The following is a 19,549-nucleotide window of genomic DNA, read 5'->3' as shown; positions in this document are numbered from 1 at the left end:
AAGAATTGGGACCGCAGGGATTGCGGGTGTCTCCCTTTCGGGAGCAGTTGCGCCATGGCTCTACGCTGGTGGCGAATCACCGGCAGGGCTATGCAGCGTCACCTCACACGCACGATTGCGACATGCTGTTCGTGCCGATGCAGGGACGGTTCGAGATCGTGGATGCATGGGAGCGCAGCCTGCAGTCGTCGCCTGGCGACTTTTTGTGGCTTGCTGCAGATGCGGCCCATGCCACATCTGCCCAGACGTTTCGGCAGACGCACCTCGCGATCTATGTCGATCCGGAACTTTGGTCTGCTGTCTTGGAAGCACAGGCCATCGTCCGACCCTCGCAGGGCTTGCGAACGGGAAGTGCAGCACTGGGCGCGCTCTCACGTCGCCTGCTCGACATTGCAGTACACGGTCGCGAGATCGATACCACCGCTTGGTGCGGTGCGGTGGTGATGGAAGCCGCGCGACTGTGTTCGCACCCGGTTTGGAACACCGAACCGCACCCTTCGCGGCATATCGCCAGCCTGCTTGCCGACCACATCGAAACCGACCTGGATCAACCACTCGCGCTGGATGCGTTCGCGCGCACTCAGCGGCTGTCGCGCCGCCAGGTCGAGCGCTACTTCCGCCTGCAGTACGGCCACTCGCCCCTGGAGTTCCAACAAAGCAAGCGTCTGCTGCGCGCCAAGTACCTGCTGGAAAATACCGAGGAATCGGTGCTGTGCATTGCGCAGCAGGTGGGCTGGGAGTCCGGCTCCTACCTGGCACGGATCATGAGGAAATCCTTCGGGATGTCCGCCTCGGAGTTGCGGGCGCACACAGAGCGCAGCGCCTGCGCACCACGTACGAAATAACGCACAAGCGTTTCAGGGAAGCCTGATTCAAGCGGCAGCCGCCGACGCATAACGTCGGGGCTGCGAGCAGTCCGACGCACCGTTGTTTGCCATCGCGCCCCTGCTCGGAAGCCACTGCGGCGCCGAGAGCGCTGCCACGTGGTCACTTTCCGCGCGACCGCAGAGGACAGCGCCCATGAAACGCATCAACGATATCGTGGAACCGGAAATCGCCTTGGTCCATGCACCGCAAGCGCAGCAGGCGCTGCGCAACGCCTATCGCGATTGCACCGAAAGCCTGCGACGTATCGAAGAATTTTTCGACGCCTTCAGCACGATGGCCTGGCATCCTGACGCCCGGCGCATCTTCTTTCACAACTGGCGCAGCCCGGGGATCGGATCGGCCAGTTTCTGCGCCCTGGCCTTCCGCGTGCTCGAACAAGCCGAGCACGCATCCCAGGATCGCCAAGTGCTCTTGTTGCGAACGGCGGCCCGTGTGTCCGAGGTGTCGCGCGAAGACGTGGGCATCGGCACGACCAACCACCAACTGCTGTACGACCGCTTCGCCACCGGCCTGACCGGCGATGACCAATGGAAGCTGGATCGGTACCGCATGTCCGGCGCCAAGGCATATCTCAATGCCTCGCGGCGCTACCGGGAAAACGGAGAAGATCTCGGGGTGGCCATCATCCGTTCGCTGCCGGAAGAGCTCTACAACCACGGTGAATTTGCCTATGCCACGCCCTGTTTCGTGGCTTGGCGCCGTGATCGGCTGGGCCGAGGCCAGGAAGGAGTCAAGGAGGATTTGCAGTTCCTCCACGATCACCTGGGCACCACGGAAAGCGGACACTTCGCCGCTCTGGTGCGCGGCATGGAGGACTACTTCGCCGCAGCACAACGGGAGCCTGACTGGCAGTTGCTATACCAAGCGAGCCGGCAGTTGATCGAGAACATGGCGACCCACTACGGCCTGCTGATGCAACACATGCAAGCGGCGCACACCCGATCCGAACTGGAAGCGGTGGCCTGATCCAGGCGCAGCCGCCAGCGCCCGATGTACGGCATGTTCTCGCAAAATCCTTGCATCCGAGGAACGCCCGCATGCACACCCGCTGGAAGATTCTCGCCGTGTCCACGGGCGTGCAGCTGTGCGCGGCGCTCGGGACACAGAGCATCGGTGCATGGGGTGTGTTCGCGCAGCAGCGTTTCGGACTCACCCATGCCCAGCTCGGCCTGCTGGCCACGCTCTGCGGCGCCATCACCATCCCCGGGCTGTGGCTGGCCGGCTGCGCCCTGGACCGTCACGGAGAGCGCTGGCCGGTCGCCGCTGGCGTGTGCATCGTGGCCGTTGCCCTGGCCTTGCTGGGACTGGCCGACAGCTACCCCGCCTGCCTGGCCGCGATGGTGCTGCTGGGCCTGGGCTACAGCCCCATCCAGCCGGGCGGCAGCCGGGTCGTCCACGGCTGGTTCCCGCCGGCGCAACGCGGACTGGCGATGGGCATCCGCCAAGCAGCGTTGCCCCTCGGAGGAGCACTGGCAGCGCTGCTCTTTCCTGCGCTCATCGGCGCACGGGGCTGGATGGATGCGATGGGCAGCGCAGCGCTCCTGATGGGCCTGGCGGGTGGGGCATTCGCCTGGGTTCATCGCCCGGCACCGATCGCCGCACCGCATGCTGCCCCGCGTGCCGGCCCGGCGGGGCACGCCACGTCGTTGCCCATGGTAGTCGGCGCCCTGCTGGTCCTGGGACAGACGGCCATCAGCGTGTACTGGGGACTGTTCATGGCCCAGGTCTTCGCGCTGCCGCTGACAACCGCGACCGCGCTGCTATTCCAGGTGCAACTGGCCGGAGCCGTGGGCCGCATCGTCCTGGCACGCGCCAGCGATCGGCATCCCGGCCAGCGATGGATGAGCGTTGCTGGATGCGCATGGGGATGTGCGGCCGTCATGGCCTGCGCCGCACTGCTCCCCGCCTCGGTGCCGCTGACATGGCTGGTCAGCCTGAGCTGCGCGGCGGGCTTCTTCGGCTTTGGCTGGTATGGGCCCTGGGTGGTCTGGCTGACGGAATCCGCGCGGGCAGACCAGACCGGCCGAGCACTCGGCGCAGCCATGGCCATGAACCAGCTGTCGATCGCCCTGGCTCCGCTAGCGTTCGGATGGAGCGTCGATCAGATCGGCGGGTATCGCCCGGCATGGTGGGCATTGTCAGCCAGCACTGTCATCGCTGGCCTGCTGTGCGGATGGACAGGGAGAACAACCCAGTCCATTGCCAAGCAATGAGACGTTCGTGCATCGCACTCTATCGGCATCGCGCGGTGCCCGATTGGTTCCGGACAGCAGGGAAGGACCTGCGCCACCCTGCGGCTGGGTTCGCCATCTCGGTGCAGCCCCATCCTGCCGACGGGCCTGCATGTTCAACCTTTTCCAACGCTCGCGGGCGAAACGCCCAAACGCATCGGCTCTCGTGGCCACGCCGCCCTCCGCGTCCCCCTCCAGCCTCGTGTCGCCGCAATCGGCGCAGGCCCTGCTCGCCACGGCCCGTCGCCAGCGCCTCATCGAGCACATCTGGCAGCGCACCTCGCTCTCGCGTGCGCAATTCGACCATCTCTACCGGGCGCCGCTGCAGCGCTACGCCGAGTTGGTGCAACAGTTCCCGGCTTCCGAGAGCCACCACCACGCGTACCCGGGCGGCATGCTGGACCATGGCCTGGAAATTGTGGCCTATGCGCTGAAGCTGCGGCAGTCGCATCTGCTGCCCGCTGGCGCCACGCCCGAGGCCCAGGCCGCCCAGGCGGAGGCCTGGACCGCAGGCGTGGCCTACGCCGCGCTGATGCACGATCTGGGTAAGATCGCGGTCGACCTGGAGGTCGAGTATGGCGATGGGAGCGCATGGCATCCATGGCACGGCCCACTGCTGCGCCCGTATCGATTCCGCTATCTCGCCGGGCGCGAATATCGCCTGCATGGCGCGGCTACCGGGTTGCTCTACGTGCGCGTGCTGGACCGGGACATCCTGGACTGGCTCAGCGGTTTTCCGGACCTGTGGGGTCCGCTGCTCTACGTCCTGGCAGGTCAGCACGAACATGCCGGCGTGCTGGGCGAACTGATCGTGCAAGCCGATCAGGCCTCGGTCGCGCAATCGCTGGGCGGAGATCCCGCCAAAGCCCTGGCCGCCCCTCGCCACGCCCTGCAGCGCAAGCTCCTCGACGGCCTGCGCTACCTGCTGCGTGACCAACTGAAGCTCAACCAGCCCGAAGCCTCCGATGGTTGGCTGACGCAGGACGCCCTCTGGCTGGTCAGCAAGACCGTCTCGGACAAGTTGCGCGCGCACTTGCTGTCGCAAGGCATGGAGGGCATCCCCACCAGCAATCTGGCGGTATTCAATGTCTTGCAGGAGCATGGCATTGCGTTGCCGACACCCGATGGCAAAGCGATCTGGCGGGCCACGGTACGAAGCGACGGCGGCTGGTCCAATACGTTCACGTTTCTGCGCCTCTCCCCTGCCCTGATCTGGGATGCCTCCGAGCGGCCGGAACCCTTCCATGGCCAAGTGACGGTGGTGGCGGCCGATATGAAGGACGATCAGGCACCGGTGGCAGCGGGCGATCCTCCGAGACATTCGATATCGCCGCATGCACCCGAAGGCGAAGCCGTTGCCCTTCCGCACACCGCCGCATCCTTCCCCTTTCCAGACGCTCCACCGCCGCACGATGGGATCGAGGCAATGCTGGCACTGCTGCAGCCAGAAGCAGAAACGCAAGACGACATGTCGCCGACGCCGATCGAAACTAACGCGCCGGCTATCACTCCGCACGGTGGAGTCAGGGCATCCACCACCGACCGCGTGCGTCTTCCCGCTGATGCGCAAGCCGCGCCATCGGGCAGGCATTTCCTGGACTGGCTACGGAACAGCATCGTGAGTCGCCGTCTCATCATCAACGATGCCAAGGCGCTGGTGCATACGGTTGCAGACACTGCTTACTTGGTCAGTCCAGGTGTTTTTCAGCGCTATGCACAGGAGCATCCCGAGGTCGTCGCGTTAGCCAAGCAAGAAAAACTTCCCGAGTGGCAATGGGTACAAAAGCAGTTCGAAAAACTGCGCGTGCATCGCAAGCAGCACGATGGACTGAATATCTGGACATGCGAGGTTGCCGGGCCTCGCAAAACGCGCAGACTGCATGGCTATCTGCTTATCAACCCTTTGCTGGTCCTGCCGCAGCCCCTGCCTGCCAATCCATATCTCGTCTTGAAGGACGCGACGCCGATACCGAAGGCAGATCGGGGCGAAGTGGCCGTCGACGACTGACGCTTTCAACACGCAGCCATTCGATGGCAGCACGCTCAGTCAGGATGCGCGATAGCGGCCTTGCGCCGGTCCGGCTATAAAAGGGACCAGCAGCCAAGGTATCCCTACCTGGCCCGCCCGGTGGATAGCCATCGGCCCGGACGTTGCTGGTTTTTTTGTCGGCCTGCTCGGACCTCGTCACCGAGCTGCGGACTGTAGCGGCCCATCCGACATCCATAGATTGCCGCGGACCATCGAGCGCTTCCATCGGGTCACCCCTGACCGGCTTGTAAGAAGTCACTGACTGCTTTGTAGGGTCGATCGCACGCATGCCTGATTTCGGCCGCATGGCCATTTCTCTCAGTAGGCATGGGGATCGTGAGGCATCAAAAGCCGATGATTCGAATCAGGTCGCGCCCTCGGAACTAGACGACTGCCTCATCATGGGCTCTCAACAATCTATTCAAGAATCCGTCGCTTGGCGATCATGTCGTGGCGGGTAACGAACGGGAATTCACCGATCACAATGGCGACCAGCCGCAACCGCGCCCAAGGAGGGCCGACGACCCCATGACTCGATTCATTCCATTGCGCCCCAATGGCGCTGACGCCTCCCAATCGCCCCTCCTCCCCGTCGCGCTCAAGCATCTCCAGCCGAAGCCTCTGGGAACTGGCGCTTCCTTGGCAGCGGCGGGCAGCACGCTCCCTCCCACCATCACCTTCGCCAGCGGCCCGGCGGCCGTGCTCCCGGGTTTGAATTTCTCGGTCGGGACCATCTCGGCCGCGGCCGACGGCACGATATGGGCCCTCGACCAAGATAGCGACAGCACCGGAACGTTGCAGGTCTACGACTACGCCAAAGCCGCCCTGAGCACCGTCTACGCCAGCCCTGATGCGAGCTTCGGTGCCATCTGCGCCGTGTCCGCCGACCTCGTCTACGTCGTGGCGACGGACAGCACCACGTGGATCGGTCAGGTCGACGGTAGTGGCGCGGTCACGAAACTGGGCTCTCCGCCCAATGGCGTGACGATCTCCGACATCACCGCGGCCACGGATGGCACGCTGTGGGCACTCGACGCCCAGGGCAATCCCTATCAATACGCCAACAGCAGTTGGACGATCCAGAACCAATCCGACCAGACCACGCTCGTTTTCACGACGATTTCAGCTGGCAGCGCCGACCTGATCGTTGGCGCAGCGACGGCAGACGGCTATGGTCCGATCTTCTGGCAATGGACGGCCGCCAGCGGCTGGAAGCCATTGAGCAACGGGGGTCACTTTGGCGGCAGTTGGATAGCCGCCTGCGCCGATGGATCGGTCTGGTCGCTAACGCAGACGGAACTGACGCTGTCGGCGCCGGGTGGCGTAGTGAAGACGATGGACGTCTCCGGCTTGGAATTCCCACAATCATGGACTGCGGGCTCCCAGTTCCTTTGCTGCGCAGTAACGATCGCCAAGCCACTCGCCGTCGTCATTGCCCCCTTCACGCTGGGTCTGCTGGACGTACCCGCCACACCATGGCCGGCGATGAATGCCGGACAGAAGACGGCGTACACCGCCGTCGATGCCACGCTCGGCATCACCGTCTCCGGCGGCATTCGCGCCCAGTACGCCAACACGATCGCGCCGCTGTCGAGCTACCAGGTCGAGCTCTCACAGATGGCGCAGCCGGCCGGCGTCTCAGCGGACGATTGGACCGCGCTCAAGGCGCAGTTGATGACGGAACTCACCGCGGTCATCGGCGTCAATGCACTGTTCGTCGAGTTGGGAACACTGTCGTCGGATCTGGCGACCATTCAATCCGACCAGTTGCAGGCGGTCTCCACCAATGTGGGCCTGACCGTCCAGGCGCAAGGCGGATCGGAAGTGAGCGTGGTGCTGACCACGCTGATGACGACCTTCCTGTCCCGTGTCGGCACGCTGTTCGCGCCGCCGTACGGGCTGGCCGTCTCCCTGATCGGGTCGGGACTTGCTGCGGCGATGAACTACAACATCCAGCAGAACAGCCCGAGCGCGCCGCCCGGCACCTTGCAGGTGACGTACGCGAAGTTGGCCGAGGCCATGGCAAACAACTTCATCCAGTCGATTGCGGAGCGCGCGACCCAGCAGACCGCCATCGTGACCGATTGGGGCAAGCTCAGCCTGGCGGGACAGGCCATCAGCCAGGGCCTCTGGGTCTGGCCGGACACGCTGACGCCATCGCTGCTGGCGGGCTTGGCGCCGGTTTGGCAGCTCAGCTTCTACCAGTCGTTGATGCCGGCGGGGTGGCAGATCCTGCAGGGGGAAGAGGTGTGCGGGCCACATGTCTTTCCGGCCCCCAAGCCACCGTCTTCGCCCAACCACGCGATGATGACCAAGCACGAGAGCGATTCCAGCTATGACTCCGTCTACTGGTACTACATCTGCTGCGCGCTGGGATCTCCGGGGGACATCACCAAGAACGTGGGCGCCTATCCGAGCACGGTGCTGACGCAGGACCTGTTCACCAGCCTGGGCGTGACCCCCTCCGACTTCTTCGGCGGCCAGAGCGGGTGGAGCCTGCCGGTCGTGCAGTCGCCGGGCTGGGCCGATCCGGACGATTCTGTGCAGTGGGATGCCTACGATCCGAATGACTGAGTCGCTGCGATGAGCCCACGGACGCGCTGAGTTCCAGCGCGTCTGATCAGCCGTCTATTCGGCAGTCTCGCGTTCCCCCAGCGCGAGGAGCTTGCTAGCGCTCATTCGCACTCGAAATCAATGTCGATCAGATGCTGGTCGCGGTCCTTGCGCGTCGTCGCCGTGCAAGACCTGACGTCGTCGCCGACGCGCTTGTAGATCTGCACCGCGCCAAGGGCGCCGTATTCGCACACTAGGTAGATTCCATAGGGATTTCTGCTCTCAAATTTCCAAACGCCCTCTGAGACCCCCGATGATTCCTGCTCATCGCCACGGTCAGGGATCAGCGAGGCCAAATCGCGAGGGTGCCCTGAAAAGACACCCATGGAAAAGAATGGTAAAGACCCGTCGCCCTTGAGGATGGCCTGGGTTCCTTCCGGTACATCCTGGGTTTGCAGGACCGTCTCTGAAACAGCCAGTGTCGTTGGACACTTCAACGTGTCCTTGGCAAACGCTGCACCGCATAGCAGCACCCCAGCCAACGACATTGCCGCGATCGCAGCGGTTGAAAAACGTTTGGATGACACGCGATGACTCCTGATGCGTTGGGCTTATGGGTTGGAGGGCGAGGACGACAACAGATTCGTGAGCGGAAGCGAGTGCGCCGGGCCGCCTGGACGGCACTGGCGAAGTCGCTCGGTCTCCGTGGCGACCTGGGCTGGCTCCCAGGTCACCCGGATCAACGCGTACCGATGCGGCACCGCCCATTGATTCGGACCGGTATCGATCGCGCTGTATCCAGTCAGGCAGTCCGAGGCGGACCTGGCTACCCTTGCCGCGCTCAGAGTGCGGTAAGAACCTGCGACGACGGCCTGCACCTGCGGCGGCGGAGGTTCCTCGGAAAACACCTGCTGTTCGGTATCCCACTTCAGCTGACGAGCAAGCACGTCATCTGCAGCATCATCGTCAGGCGAGAAGAACAGCGAGACGTAGACCGGGGCATGGCGCTTGGGGATCGCGACCCAGGACACGTGAGGGCCCTGCGGCTCGACCTTGGACCACGCCACTTTCAGATCACCCGATACCGCGGTCAACAGGGCGTGCTGACGTTTCGGATGCTCGAACCCCGCAGTCTGCGTCACGAGCAGTGCATACGCACCCGTTTGCTTGCCCGGCTCAAGCGGCACCGCGCCGGCGGAGACGGCGACCTGATCCTCCTCCAAGCCCGTCGTCCAGACGCGTGGCAGAGCCGCTCCGAAGAATGCGATGGGTTCAGCGGTATGCGTCTGCGCATCGGCTCCCGATGCCGGCGCGCCCGACGCGTACCACGTCAACCTGACCGGCCCATGCCTCTCAACGCCCCATTTTGCTCGGCCTTCTAAAGGCTCTGCTTCCGATGTCCTCGCGACCAAGCGCACCTCAAAGGGACATGCCGCGTCATCGCATGGGACAAGAGCGACCTCGTAGATCGATCGGCGTCCGCCATCCGCGTCGATATCCGCGGGAAGAGACTCCAGCACCTGACGGCTCGTTCCACTCGCAGGGTCCGCATTGGAGAGCGGTGCAATGGAGAGCAACAACAAGAAACCATTGACCACCGCGCAGGCATCTGTCCAGAGACCGTGCGAACACGGAGATAGGCGATGCAGAACCCGTAGAGCCATCACATGCTGTACCTGCTACTCACTGACGTACGATGAGATGTATGGCTCAATCAGTTGGACTTCACTGAGCTGGCAGTCGGGGTAGCCCCACTTGGCCCAATTGTTCCTCAGCCAATTGGCATCGATTGCGTATCCCTCGCCGTTAGCCGGACGGGATTCGCTGGGCAGTACGACATAGAGCAATCCGGCCTTGTAACCGGAGACCACCATCAGTGCGTACGTTCTTTCACCCCCCATCGGAAACTCGACGACCATGAAGTCAACAATCGCCTCGTAGGGGAACGAGCCCGGGCATCGCAATACACTGCCGCGCGCCAAGTCTTTAATCGTGTCTAACAAAGTCATGGCTATTCCATCTACGTCCCGTATCACGGTCACAGTAACAATTCATTTGCTCAAGCAGGCAGGCATTCCGTGCTGCCGAGATAGTCCACCATCATTGATGGCTTGGTGACTGCTGAGCAAGCAGGAATGCAGCGATCTGACGTGGGACTGTCGTGCAAGCGCATGCATACTTTCAAACAGACGAGCGGGAAGGACCATTCCCTACCCCGTCTTGTGTAGCGCCGCATATTCGACCATCCCTCGTGGCGCTGGCACACTGGCACCTTTGAATCGATGCAGACTACCCCATGCTGCCCGCCCTGAAAGTGCTGCTTATTGTGCTGTCCGGTACCGCGATGTGCAGCGTAGGCGCTGCACACGCCGTCAACCATGACCGGTCACCTGAGTGCGACAAGGCACCGGCCCTAACAGGGGACTCGGCGTTGTGCACTGCGCAGCATGGCTTGCTGAAGCTCACGTATGAGCGCGCATCCGGCCGCATCGTGCTGCAGGCGCCCACTGCACGAAAGACCGTGCTGGAGACCATCCCCCACGCTTACGATCCCGCACGGGTTGGCGCGGAGGACCTCATCCGCTGGCTACCAATGGAGCTGCAGCCTTATCTCGCACACGGCAAGCTGCTCTATTTCTCCGCACGCCGTTCATCACCAGGCGATGGGCATGGCTACTGTGGCGCGGGTGCCGAGATCAGCGTGACCGCGGTGAACCTGCGCCCCGTGCCGAAGGTCGAAGGACATGTGCCGGTGTCCAGCTGCCTGGACAACATCGAGCTGGCAGCCAGTAGCGGCAGCGACCTGAGCCCCTACACGGTCAGGGATGGGAAGTTGACCATTGCGTTCAGCGCGTATCCGGGCCGCGGACAGGCCGTGGCTCAGATCAACGACGATCTGACAGGACTCGATTTCCTGGCATCTCCATGATCTTCGATCCGCCCCTGATCCAACGCAACCTGTTCGCCATGAAAAGGCTGATTCGCATCGTTCTCCATGCTGCGTCCCTTCTCGGCCTGACGGTCATCGCACTCACCGGGCGGAAAGATGACCTGATCTACGAGATGGACCCGTCCATCCCCCCGCATGCCATCGAGCATGGCTCAGGCAACCACGTCGTCTTCGCCGGATTGGTGTTTGCGCTCGTGGCACTGGTACAGGCAGTCCTTGGCGCTAGAACCCGCTCGCCGTGGGAACGGACTTTCTCTGCCAGCTTGATCATTGTTGGGATGGTGCTTGTTGTGCTGAGTTCGGCAAGGTGACGCCGTGTGCACGGTGACATTGATGTCGACGTCGATGCCAGCGTTGTGACCCGCTTTATTCAATCTTTCGCTTGCTTCGAGAACGCCGTCCGCAAGCGTTACGCCACGCCAAACCGATCATCGACCGGTTGACCGGTAGGCTGCTAACCTTCTTTGGCACAAGACTTCTTTTATCCAAATAGAAACCCTGCAGCGATGCTGCCAGTTCGTCCTGGCTTACGCCATGATGCTCAGCCTGCATTTGCTCCAACGCAGCACTTTCTCCATGAAAGGTACTTGATACATGTTGACCGGCATGCTTCTGCGGACCTACTTCTCCCTGCACCATGCACAGATGGCGGCATACCATGCCAGGACAGCCGCGACGCTCGAGCTCGATGGCTCTGAAGAAAACGCAATTGCAATGAGCGCCCACGTCTCCGGCGCCGTGATTTGCGCAGGCGCCTTCATCGACGCTACCGCCAACGAGCTTTCCGAGAACGACGGCCGACCACGCAAGGACATCCGTGGGGTGCCTGCATCGTTACTCCGCCTCAACGAAGTTTTGGACGACGCTGGCATGGCCACGATTCAACAGGACGACGAAAGGTGGAAAGCAGCACACACGTTAATCGATCTTAGGAACCGGCTAATCCACTACAGACACGACTGGCTGGATTCCGGCACAGAGAACATGGTAGGTCAAAACAACCTGTATGACAGCGCGCTTCGACCACGCATGGAGGCTTCGTTCGTGTTTCTACCCGCTTACACGCCCTACATTCCACGCTTTCTTTCGCCTGATTGTGCGGCCTGGGCCATCAACTCGGCTACTGAGTTCTTGGATGACTTCTTCTCACGCTTAGGGAAGCCCCCAAACCACGACCATCTCCGCCACCGAATCGACGTGCAGCGCCAATAGTTGCCCCTTCTCAGGCAGCGGGCCAACCGAGTGCTCAAGCCTTCTTGTCTAGTGGCTTGGGACCGTCCTGGTGAGTTTCAGGCAATGCGTGAAACTCTGACACCACCTCGGGATATGGCGTCAACCAGCCATGCAAGGCCTCCAGTAATTCTTGCCTTGCGCTCATCGCTTTAGCGCGCGCGTTCTCTTCGCCGTATTTTTTTACGGAGAAGGAGCGCCTGCGTGTTTTTCCTGTTGGCAGATACACGATCGCGGTCCAGTAGACGTACTGCCCCTCGATACGCCGAGATACGCCAGGAACGCCGGACGTGTTGTTGGTCCTGACGATCGATGCGAAGTCCCGCATGCTCATGGGTGGAGCGGTCTGCACCACTAGATCGCGGTATGCCATGGCTGCCGCCTTCGCACCGTCAACTCCGCCGTGTCTCACACCAGAAAAATCGCGCTGATAGTAGTGATCATGTCGGCGGATGTTCACATTCCAGCCAACGACCTCACCCTCGCGAACCTGGGGTGAAAGACCATAGGTCTTCGAGCCCGTCAAAGAAGGGGAATCACCAGTCGAACGTGGCGCGCTGGTTCCAACGGCCCGGATCGGGGCCTCGGCTTTGTATGCAGCCATTGCGTCTTAGGCGCTGACTCAGGAACCCTGAATCAACTTGTCTTTCGCAGTGAATGGAGGAAGCCAGGACGCTCCGACCCACTCTCCAGTGCGCACGAGGCTCATGGTCTTCAACGTCTTACCCGGTCCATCAAACACGCAGTGCACGGCCCATGTCTGCTCATCGAAGCCCGGAACCAGGAAACACGCCATCGCGGGCAAAGCCAACACCGTCTCGTCGCCCTTCTCTGCCAGCAGGGCGACGACCTCGCGCACGGTCGCCGTGGAGGCGTCAAGGCCCCGAGGCCATTCCCCTTTCCAGGGCTTCGCCGGTCGCGAGAGCGCCGAATGGAAAGTCAGCGCGTGCAGGCCCCAGAGTTGCTCGTCTTCCGGTGCGCTGGGGTTCATGCACTGCAGCATCAGAGCGAGCCCATAGCTCTCGATGCTGACATGGTAGGGATCGTTCCCCCTACTTTGGCGAAGTTCGGCAACAGGAGGGGTGAGCGATAGCAGTGCCATATGCAGTGGCTCCTGGCGGCTGAAACGGCCAAGGTTGCGCAGCAACATATCGGGAAGAGGATCAAACCGGAAAGGCATAGGCAACTGCTGGAACAATCAGGCCGAATTGCTGTCCGAGAGCAGGAACGCCAGATATTTCGGATCCTCATCCGAGAACAGTTCGTCGCCCGCCAGCATGTGGGCTTGCGCCAGCATGCGTTTGGCATGCGACTGCTCCCCCAGTTCTAGCAATGACTGCCCCGTGCGAAGCAGCAGATAGGGGTTGTCGGTGCCTTCTGGCCCGCTCATGGCATCCTGGAAAGAGATCCGCGCCATCTTGAAATCGGCGAGATCGAAGTAGGCCTCACCCAACGAGCCGTTCAGCCAAGTCCATGCCTCCCAGTCGTGTTGGGGTGCCGGCAGCAGATCAAGGGCCTGCTGTAAAGGCGTGATCGCGGCCGATGGCCTGCCGTTTTCAAGCGCGTCATTGGCCTTCTCCGACAATGCCGTGACTTTCTCAAAGATGTCATCGGGTAGTTGCGGTCCCTCGCCGTCGAAATCTTTTTCGACCATTACTTTCCTGCCTTTTTCATCTGGTCCAGAGCATATTTCAAGTATTTTTGATCTTCACCAACGTAACCTCTTCGGCCACCCACCTCATAAGCCTTGACTAGATTATGCGTAGCCAAATCTTGCCGACCAGACTCAAGATAGATTTTTCCCAAAATAATATACGGCTCAGGATCGTTTGGCAAAGGATCACATTTAAACAACTCCTTCGCCCATTTCTCAGCGGAAGTAAAATCCTGCCTTTCAATATAAAAATCGATAATGACTTTTATTGTGCTTTCAGAAGAATCCCATAGATGCTTTGGCTCGGGGAAGGCATCCCAAGTCGCCAACAGCTTACTCTCTGCCGACTTGTAATCGCCAGAGGCTTTTGCATCCCTGTATACCTTGCCGTTTACAACCATCTGGTTGTAAACCTCGGCAGGCAAAACGCTGACACGCATCACAACCTTCTATGTTCAAAGAGAGAAAGCAATTATTACCAAACGGCGAGCGTCATTGTGCAGATTTTTTTTTATTATCCAGCACGAATTTAATGTACTTTGGATCTTCCCCGACGTAGCCTCTTCGGCCGCCCATCTCATAAGCCTTCACAAGTTGCTCCTCTGCGAGAGCCATCCTGCCTGATTCAAAATAAATTTTTCCAAGGATGATGTAAGGCTTAGGATCGTTAGGAAGCAGATTGCACTTAAATAACTCGCCCGCCCAATTTTCCGCGCTTTGAAAACTCTTCCGATCAAGATAGAAATTAATAATATCTTTAATCAAACTTTTAGATGAACTCCATAGATGCTTTGGCTCTGGGTAGACGCCCCATGAGGACAGCAACATCCTTTCAGCCTTCTCATAATCATGAGACTTCATGGCCTCCCCATAGGCCTTCCCATATTCCGACTCTTTCCGCTCAATTTCCAGTGGCAACTCTTGCGCTGGCATAACAAGATCCTTCACTTCAATGGAGGTAAATAGGTTTCACCCAAACTAGCGCCCGCCGATCGATTCAGGGACATGTGATCCAGCACATAATTATCTGGATTTTTCATGAAATCTCTAACCTCGGGCGATCTTGCACCAAAACTCCTACCTTCCTCATTCCACCAAGATACCGCATCCTTGGGCGAGTGCGCCATATCAGCCTCTTTGATACTGTACCAGTCCCCGTCAGATGCCATAAACTCGCGCTCACCCGTACGGGGATTATTTCTAATCTTACCTTCCCCCTCCATTCGCTCGATAACCTTCTTTCCCGTTGTAGAGGTTTTTCCTGGCGTTTTGCCTAAGAATAGCTCACGAAGACTTCGCGCTTTGATCCGCACCCCATTCGCCTTGACAGTAGAGAACTCCTTTACCGTCTTGCCCTTACTTGTGACGACGTTGGTCACTTCCACAGGCTTTGCTGCCTGCGCCGCCTTGGCAGCTTCAGCGGCTTTGGCAGCCTCAGCCGCCTTCGCAGCCTCTGCAGCCTTCGAAGCCTCGGCCGCCTTGGTAGCCGCGCTCGCCGCTTCGGCCGCCTTAACCCCCTGAGCCAGCTTGGCGACATCCCCCACCACCAACACCAGGCTTCCAACCTCCAGCCCAGCGCGGGTCACGGCCTCGACATAGTTGCCTTTCTCCCAGGCATCCGTCACAGGCTTGGCCAGTTCGTGGCCTGCCGCCTTCGCAGCCTGCTTGAGGCTTTCCAGACAGATATTGCCCAGTCGAATCTGCTCGCCGAGGATCTGCGCATCCAGGTTGGCATGCACCATGCCGGGCAAATTGGCGTACTTGCCGGCCGTGTAGACCAGTTGTCCGAGCCCTAGCGCGATGTCCTTGCCGAAGCCCAGCACGCCACGCGTCGCCTGGGCACCCACGTTTCCTACCGTGGACCAGCCGCCCTCGTCCTTGATGTCGATCGAGGCAATGCCCTCATCTGCCATCTTGCTGAGGTCGCCGAACCGGACGAACTCGTCCAACTGGCTCGGGTCCATGAAGCTGATTTTTTGCTTGATCTGCTGAAGCTTCTCCAGTTCCGGGGAGCTCTTGGGCGGATCGTTGCAAGGGAGCTTCCCCTTCTCCACGACGCCAGCCGGTGCGCCCTGGGCGGTGACAAGCTTGCCGACGGTGTTGGGCCCGCCCGGTCCGACGTTCATCAACACCACCGTGTCATGGCGGGCGCAGACCAGCCCGTTGACCTTCACGCGGGTATCGTCGCCTACCAGCTGCACATGCCCAGGCTTCTGCGAGGTCTGCGATACCACGCCCTGCCCCGCATTGGCGTCCGTGCCGCGCACCCAGTCGGTCAGCCGATAGACGTGCGTGCCGCGTGCATACACGTTGGGCGAGGCCTTGAGTTCGTTGGACAGGTCGCGGTAGCTGTCGAACGGCACGGTCGTCTTGCCAACCTTGCACACGTCCGGCGTAGTGCAGACCGCCTTCCACTGCGCCTCCACATTCGCGATGTGCTTTTCAGCCACGCTGTACCTCCGAGGGGAGGCGGTTGCGATGGATGTGGATGGGCTGCGCCGCGCCGCGCTGCGCTGGCCCGGCTGGAATGGCCGCAAGCATCACGCTGCGCAGCCCCCACTCCTTGGGAACGGTGCGCCGCCAGACCAATTGCAGCGATTGCGTGTCGAGGTCGATGGTGACCGTGTCCAGCCGCAGCGGCAAAGGCTGCTTCAATCCATCCTTGTCGCCAAGCACTGCCAGGATGTCGATGCCGGGGAGTTGGCTATCGATGCGCCCGCTCACATCACAACCGACCAAGGTGATGGGCTCGTCACCCTGCAGCCAGCCCGGGGCGATCAGATCGGGCTGCGCGGACTGGTAGAAGGCGAAATCGAAGTCCGCCGGCAGATACGGAAAATGTTCGGCCCGCCATGCGTCGTCGTACGTGCCGGCATGGCGCGCACGCTGTGGATTCCAGCGGGCCACCGGGCCGAAGCAGACCGGTGCGTAGCGTTCGCGGATGTCGCGCAGCGGTTTTTGCACCTCTTCGATTTGCGAGGCCAGGTAGTACTGCGAGCGGCTCAATTCCGCGTCGCCTACATAGCCCCGGCCCACCGGGTTGGGTTGGTAGGTGTCGAAGGCAGCATCGTCGTGGATGTCGTCGCTGGGCGGTCCGCGATAGCCGGCGCGCCGCATGGCGCCTCCATACGCCATGCCCGCATGCAAAGGCACGGCAGTGGCGGGCTCCGGCTTGGTGAGGTGCCATCCGCGCAGAGGCATCCAGTTCCAGGCGCGCATGCCAGTGACCATCGCGGTCTTCGACACCGGCCCCACCCGCACCCCAACAGGCCATTGGGGCAGCGGCTTGCCATCTGGGGACCGCGCATGCCCGATCACGTGGATGTCGGTGCGCTGCTTGGCCACGACGAGATGGGTCTCCTCTACGAAGGGCGAACTTTCCGGCGCGCCCAGATAGCGGTCCGTGCAGTTGATGGGGATTTGCTCGTCCATGGCCAGCGCGGGTTGGCCGTGCGCCAGGGAGAAACTGCCAACGACGATGATGACGTCGAAATAGCGACCCTTGGTGGTCGCTTTCTCGATGACCATGTGCGGGAATGGGCTGTGGTTTTCGACGTCCATACCGAGCTGATTGACTTCAGTTCAGATGGATGTCTTCGCCATTGATCACTACGTTGTCGCCTTCGGCGGTGATCTGGATCAGTTTGCCGTTGAGGTTGACGGTGCCGTCGTCCTTCATCTCCAGCACGGATTTGCCGACCTTCAACGTGATGCTGCTTTCGTCCATGACGAGGCTGGAACTCTTTTTTGCACCACCGCCACCGCCGGACGGTGCGGTGATGTTCATGGGCGCGGCGCCAGGGGCACCGCCACCGCTACCGCCCACGGTGAGCGCATATTTCTTGCCGGCCGTGTGGGTGTGCTCCATGCCAATGGAGTCGCTGCGATTCATGCCCACGTTGGTCATCATCGTGAAGCCCACGTTGAGGTTGTAGGCAACCCCGACGTTCGTCATCTTGAACACGCCCGTGCTCTGGATGCAGCCGACCCCGATGGTCTCGGTTTTCAGGATGCCCACCGTGGTGGTCCAGTTCTTCGCGATGGCGTCGGTTTCGTTGCGCCCGACCGTCTTGCTCCTGTTCCTTCCGATGCGGATGTCTTCGTTGATCCCTACGGTTTCATCGCGGTTGTCGCCGATGTCGATCTTTTCGTTGTGATCCACGCGCTCGCTGCGGTTGGAATGGATGGTGATGGTCTCGTCGCCATCGACTTCCTCGGTGCGCCAGCCGTGCACGGTGATCTTTTCGTTGCGGTCCACGGTCTCGGTGCGGTCCCGGTGGATGACATTGGTCTCGTCCCGGTCGATGGTCTTCCTGCGGTCGTTGCCCACCCACTTGTCTTCGTCGTTCTCGACTTCGGTGAGCTGGTCTTTCTGCGCATGCAGCCACAGCTGCTCGGCCCCGGCCTTGTCCTCGAAGCGGATGGCGTTGGCATCGCCCGCGCCGCTCTTCATGCCGTCCCCGAACGCCCCGCCCTTGCTCGATTTGGTCTTGATGCCCGACTGCGTGGCGTTGGCCGGCAACGACCACGGCGGCATATTGTTGGCGTTGTAGACGCAGCCGGTGATGATTGGGTAATCGGGGTCTCCGTTCAAAAAGTCCACCACGACCTCGTGGCCGATGCGCGGGATGAACATGGCCCCGAAGCCGGAGCCGGCCCAACTGCTGGAGACGCGCACCCAGCAACTGGAGTTCTCGTCCATCGCACCCACGCGGTCCCAATGGAACTGCACTTTGACGCGGCCGTACTGGTCGGGCCAGATCTCCTCGCCGGGCGGGCCGACGACCACAGCAGTCTGCGGGCCAGTGGTCTTGGGTTTGGGCGTGTTGCGCGCCGGCGTATAGGGCAACGTGGTCGGCTGCGCCTGCAAGGTGAACTTCTGAAACGAACCCTCCTCCTGCGGCGTGCCCTTCGGCCCGGGCGCCGCGGCGCTGACCTGGGGGTTTTCCTTGAAGTGGTATTCGAGGCCGGTGAGCAGGTACTGCTGGTTCTGGTCTTCGCGGGGGTAGTTCTCCAGCGTAAAGGTGTATCCAGGGGCAAGGGCCCTGTGGCGCGATTGCCCACGCACGGTGCTGTGACCCGTCAGGCTCTCCTGCAGGCGAACACGGGCATAGGCTTCGCCGTCGCCAAAGTCGGTATAGCCCCCAGGCCATTCGTACATCTCGTAGCTGTCGTGCGCGTGGCCCGGTGGGGTCTGGCGCATGTTAGAGAGGTCCGCCCGGGGTTTTGTAAAGTCGTAGTCGTCGTTGTAGTGCCGTCCGGAGTGGATGCTCTGGCTCAGTTGCCAGGCGTGGATGTTTTCCTTATCAGCGACCGCCGCCTTCTCCGGCGGGTAGAACGGAATCACCGCCGCCCCTGGCAACGGGCTGTGCGAGGCGACGATGTCGTCGGCCAGGGTCAGTGTGTGCTGACCCGCATTGTGCTGATGGAAGTAATAGATGCCCTCGTGCTCCATGAGACGCGAGACGAATTGGTAATCGGTTTCGTTGTACTGGACGCAGTAATCCCAGGTGCGATAGCTGCGCGTCAGGCGTTTTTCCATGGGGTAACCATATTTCCCCAAGACCTGCTCGATGATTTCCGGGGCCGTCTTTCCCTGAAAAATCTTAAAATCGCTCTTGCGGGTAGCCAGCCAAAGCCAGGGACTCAGTTCGAGCCGGTAGGCGTAATACCGATGATCCTCACCCTGCATACCAAATCGCGTGACGATTCCATCGAGATGGCGCACCCCACCCCCCTGCGTTTCCACCACGACGGTGGCATTCTTGCCCAGCAACGCCTTGGGATCGATGCCCTTGCTGTCGCTCAGCAGGTCGATATCGAAACGAAATAATTGACTGATGGCCTCCTCCCCCTTCAACTGCCTAAATTGCAGTTGATCGCCAACGGGAGTTTGAATCGTAACGCGCCGGGTCATTTTCCATGGACGTGCCCATGAAGGACACGCAGTTGTATCAATTGGCGCGGATATTAACGTGCAACCGACAACATGCGCCCTTCCCCCATGAGGGCAT

General features: G+C 61.1%; 19 protein-coding genes. 8 read left to right on the top strand and 11 right to left on the bottom strand.

Annotated elements, in window-relative coordinates; genetic code table 11:
* The first annotated feature begins 122 nt into the window (after positions 1–122).
* The 5 genes from ABQZ00_RS09105 to ABQZ00_RS09085 all read left to right on the top strand — a co-directional run bounded on the left by ABQZ00_RS09105 (position 123) and on the right by ABQZ00_RS09085 (position 7,722).
* Positions 123–845, top strand: a complete 723-nt coding sequence (locus ABQZ00_RS09105) for a helix-turn-helix domain-containing protein (RefSeq protein ID WP_323537012.1) — start codon at positions 123–125, stop codon at positions 843–845.
* Between the two features lie 175 nt (positions 846–1,020).
* Positions 1,021–1,854 carry a hypothetical protein gene (locus ABQZ00_RS09100; RefSeq protein WP_323537013.1) on the top strand — a complete coding sequence of 278 codons (834 nt, stop codon included), beginning with the start codon at positions 1,021–1,023 and terminating at the stop codon, positions 1,852–1,854.
* 71 nt (positions 1,855–1,925) lie between these two features.
* Positions 1,926–3,101, top strand: coding sequence for an MFS transporter (locus ABQZ00_RS09095; protein WP_323537014.1), 1,176 nt, complete (start codon positions 1,926–1,928; stop codon positions 3,099–3,101).
* A 130-nt stretch (positions 3,102–3,231) separates the two neighbouring features.
* A complete protein-coding gene (mobH, locus tag ABQZ00_RS09090; protein WP_323537015.1) occupies positions 3,232–5,127 on the top strand; it encodes a MobH family relaxase in 1,896 nt (631 codons plus the stop codon).
* A 549-nt stretch (positions 5,128–5,676) separates the two neighbouring features.
* The gene (locus ABQZ00_RS09085) at positions 5,677–7,722 is read left to right on the top strand and encodes an NHL repeat-containing protein (RefSeq protein WP_323537016.1); all 2,046 of its coding nucleotides are present in this window, start codon (positions 5,677–5,679) and stop codon (positions 7,720–7,722) included.
* 101 nt (positions 7,723–7,823) lie between these two features.
* Here the strand turns inward: ABQZ00_RS09085 and ABQZ00_RS09080 are convergent, their stop codons facing one another.
* The 3 genes from ABQZ00_RS09080 to imm45 form a co-directional block, all read right to left on the bottom strand.
* On the bottom strand, positions 7,824–8,288 hold the full coding sequence (locus ABQZ00_RS09080) for an STY0301 family protein (RefSeq protein WP_323537017.1): 465 nt from the start codon (positions 8,286–8,288) through the stop codon (positions 7,824–7,826).
* Between the two features lie 24 nt (positions 8,289–8,312).
* Positions 8,313–9,281: a hypothetical protein gene (locus ABQZ00_RS09075; RefSeq protein ID WP_323537018.1), complete on the bottom strand. Its 969-nt coding sequence runs from the start codon at positions 9,279–9,281 to the stop codon at positions 8,313–8,315.
* 99 nt (positions 9,282–9,380) lie between these two features.
* Positions 9,381–9,710, bottom strand: coding sequence for an Imm45 family immunity protein (imm45, locus tag ABQZ00_RS09070; protein ID WP_323537019.1), 330 nt, complete (start codon positions 9,708–9,710; stop codon positions 9,381–9,383).
* Between the two features lie 287 nt (positions 9,711–9,997).
* Here imm45 and ABQZ00_RS09065 point away from each other — a divergent pair, with 287 nt between their 5' ends.
* The 3 genes from ABQZ00_RS09065 (at position 9,998) to ABQZ00_RS09055 (ending at position 11,863) form a co-directional block, all read left to right on the top strand.
* Positions 9,998–10,630, top strand: coding sequence for a hypothetical protein (locus ABQZ00_RS09065; protein ID WP_323537020.1), 633 nt, complete (start codon positions 9,998–10,000; stop codon positions 10,628–10,630).
* Complete coding sequence (locus ABQZ00_RS09060) at positions 10,627–10,962, top strand: hypothetical protein (protein WP_323537021.1); 336 nt, start codon at positions 10,627–10,629, stop codon at positions 10,960–10,962. Before ABQZ00_RS09065 ends, ABQZ00_RS09060 begins: the two co-directional genes overlap by 4 nt.
* Positions 10,963–11,245: 283 nt before the next feature.
* Entirely contained in the window at positions 11,246–11,863 is a 618-nt protein-coding gene (locus ABQZ00_RS09055; protein WP_323537022.1) for a hypothetical protein, read from the top strand.
* 34 nt (positions 11,864–11,897) lie between these two features.
* Here ABQZ00_RS09055 and ABQZ00_RS09050 read toward each other — a convergent pair whose 3' ends face one another.
* Genes ABQZ00_RS09050 through ABQZ00_RS09015 form a run of 8 tightly spaced genes read right to left on the bottom strand, consistent with a single transcriptional unit; the run spans position 11,898 to position 19,452 of the window.
* Complete coding sequence (locus ABQZ00_RS09050) at positions 11,898–12,485, bottom strand: AP2/ERF family transcription factor (RefSeq protein ID WP_323537023.1); 588 nt, start codon at positions 12,483–12,485, stop codon at positions 11,898–11,900.
* A gap of 18 nt (positions 12,486–12,503) precedes the next feature.
* Positions 12,504–13,061 (bottom strand): hypothetical protein, encoded by a 558-nt coding sequence (locus ABQZ00_RS09045; protein WP_323537024.1) that lies wholly within the window; start codon positions 13,059–13,061, stop codon positions 12,504–12,506.
* A gap of 18 nt (positions 13,062–13,079) precedes the next feature.
* Entirely contained in the window at positions 13,080–13,535 is a 456-nt protein-coding gene (locus tag ABQZ00_RS09040) for a tetratricopeptide repeat protein (RefSeq protein ID WP_323537025.1), read from the bottom strand.
* Positions 13,535–13,975, bottom strand: coding sequence for a tetratricopeptide repeat protein (locus ABQZ00_RS09035; protein WP_323537026.1), 441 nt, complete (start codon positions 13,973–13,975; stop codon positions 13,535–13,537). The genes ABQZ00_RS09040 and ABQZ00_RS09035 overlap by 1 nt, the downstream gene beginning before the upstream one ends.
* 52 nt (positions 13,976–14,027) lie before the next feature.
* Complete coding sequence (locus tag ABQZ00_RS09030) at positions 14,028–14,468, bottom strand: hypothetical protein (protein WP_323537027.1); 441 nt, start codon at positions 14,466–14,468, stop codon at positions 14,028–14,030.
* An 11-nt stretch (positions 14,469–14,479) separates the two neighbouring features.
* Entirely contained in the window at positions 14,480–15,985 is a 1,506-nt protein-coding gene (locus tag ABQZ00_RS09025; protein ID WP_323537028.1) for a GH-E family nuclease, read from the bottom strand.
* Entirely contained in the window at positions 15,978–17,096 is a 1,119-nt protein-coding gene (locus ABQZ00_RS09020; protein WP_323537029.1) for a DUF2169 family type VI secretion system accessory protein, read from the bottom strand. Before ABQZ00_RS09020 ends, ABQZ00_RS09025 begins: the two co-directional genes overlap by 8 nt.
* Before the next feature lie 16 nt (positions 17,097–17,112).
* Positions 17,113–19,452: a type VI secretion system Vgr family protein gene (locus tag ABQZ00_RS09015; RefSeq protein WP_323537030.1), complete on the bottom strand. Its 2,340-nt coding sequence runs from the start codon at positions 19,450–19,452 to the stop codon at positions 17,113–17,115.
* Between the last annotated feature and the right edge of the window lie 97 nt (positions 19,453–19,549).

Origin of the sequence: Xanthomonas sp. WHRI 10204 (genome assembly GCF_040202875.1) — a bacterium.
In the GTDB taxonomy this organism is placed as follows: domain Bacteria; phylum Pseudomonadota; class Gammaproteobacteria; order Xanthomonadales; family Xanthomonadaceae; genus Xanthomonas.
The sequence above is the reverse complement of the archived record's forward strand: the minus strand, read 5'-3'. Positions and strand labels throughout refer to the sequence as shown.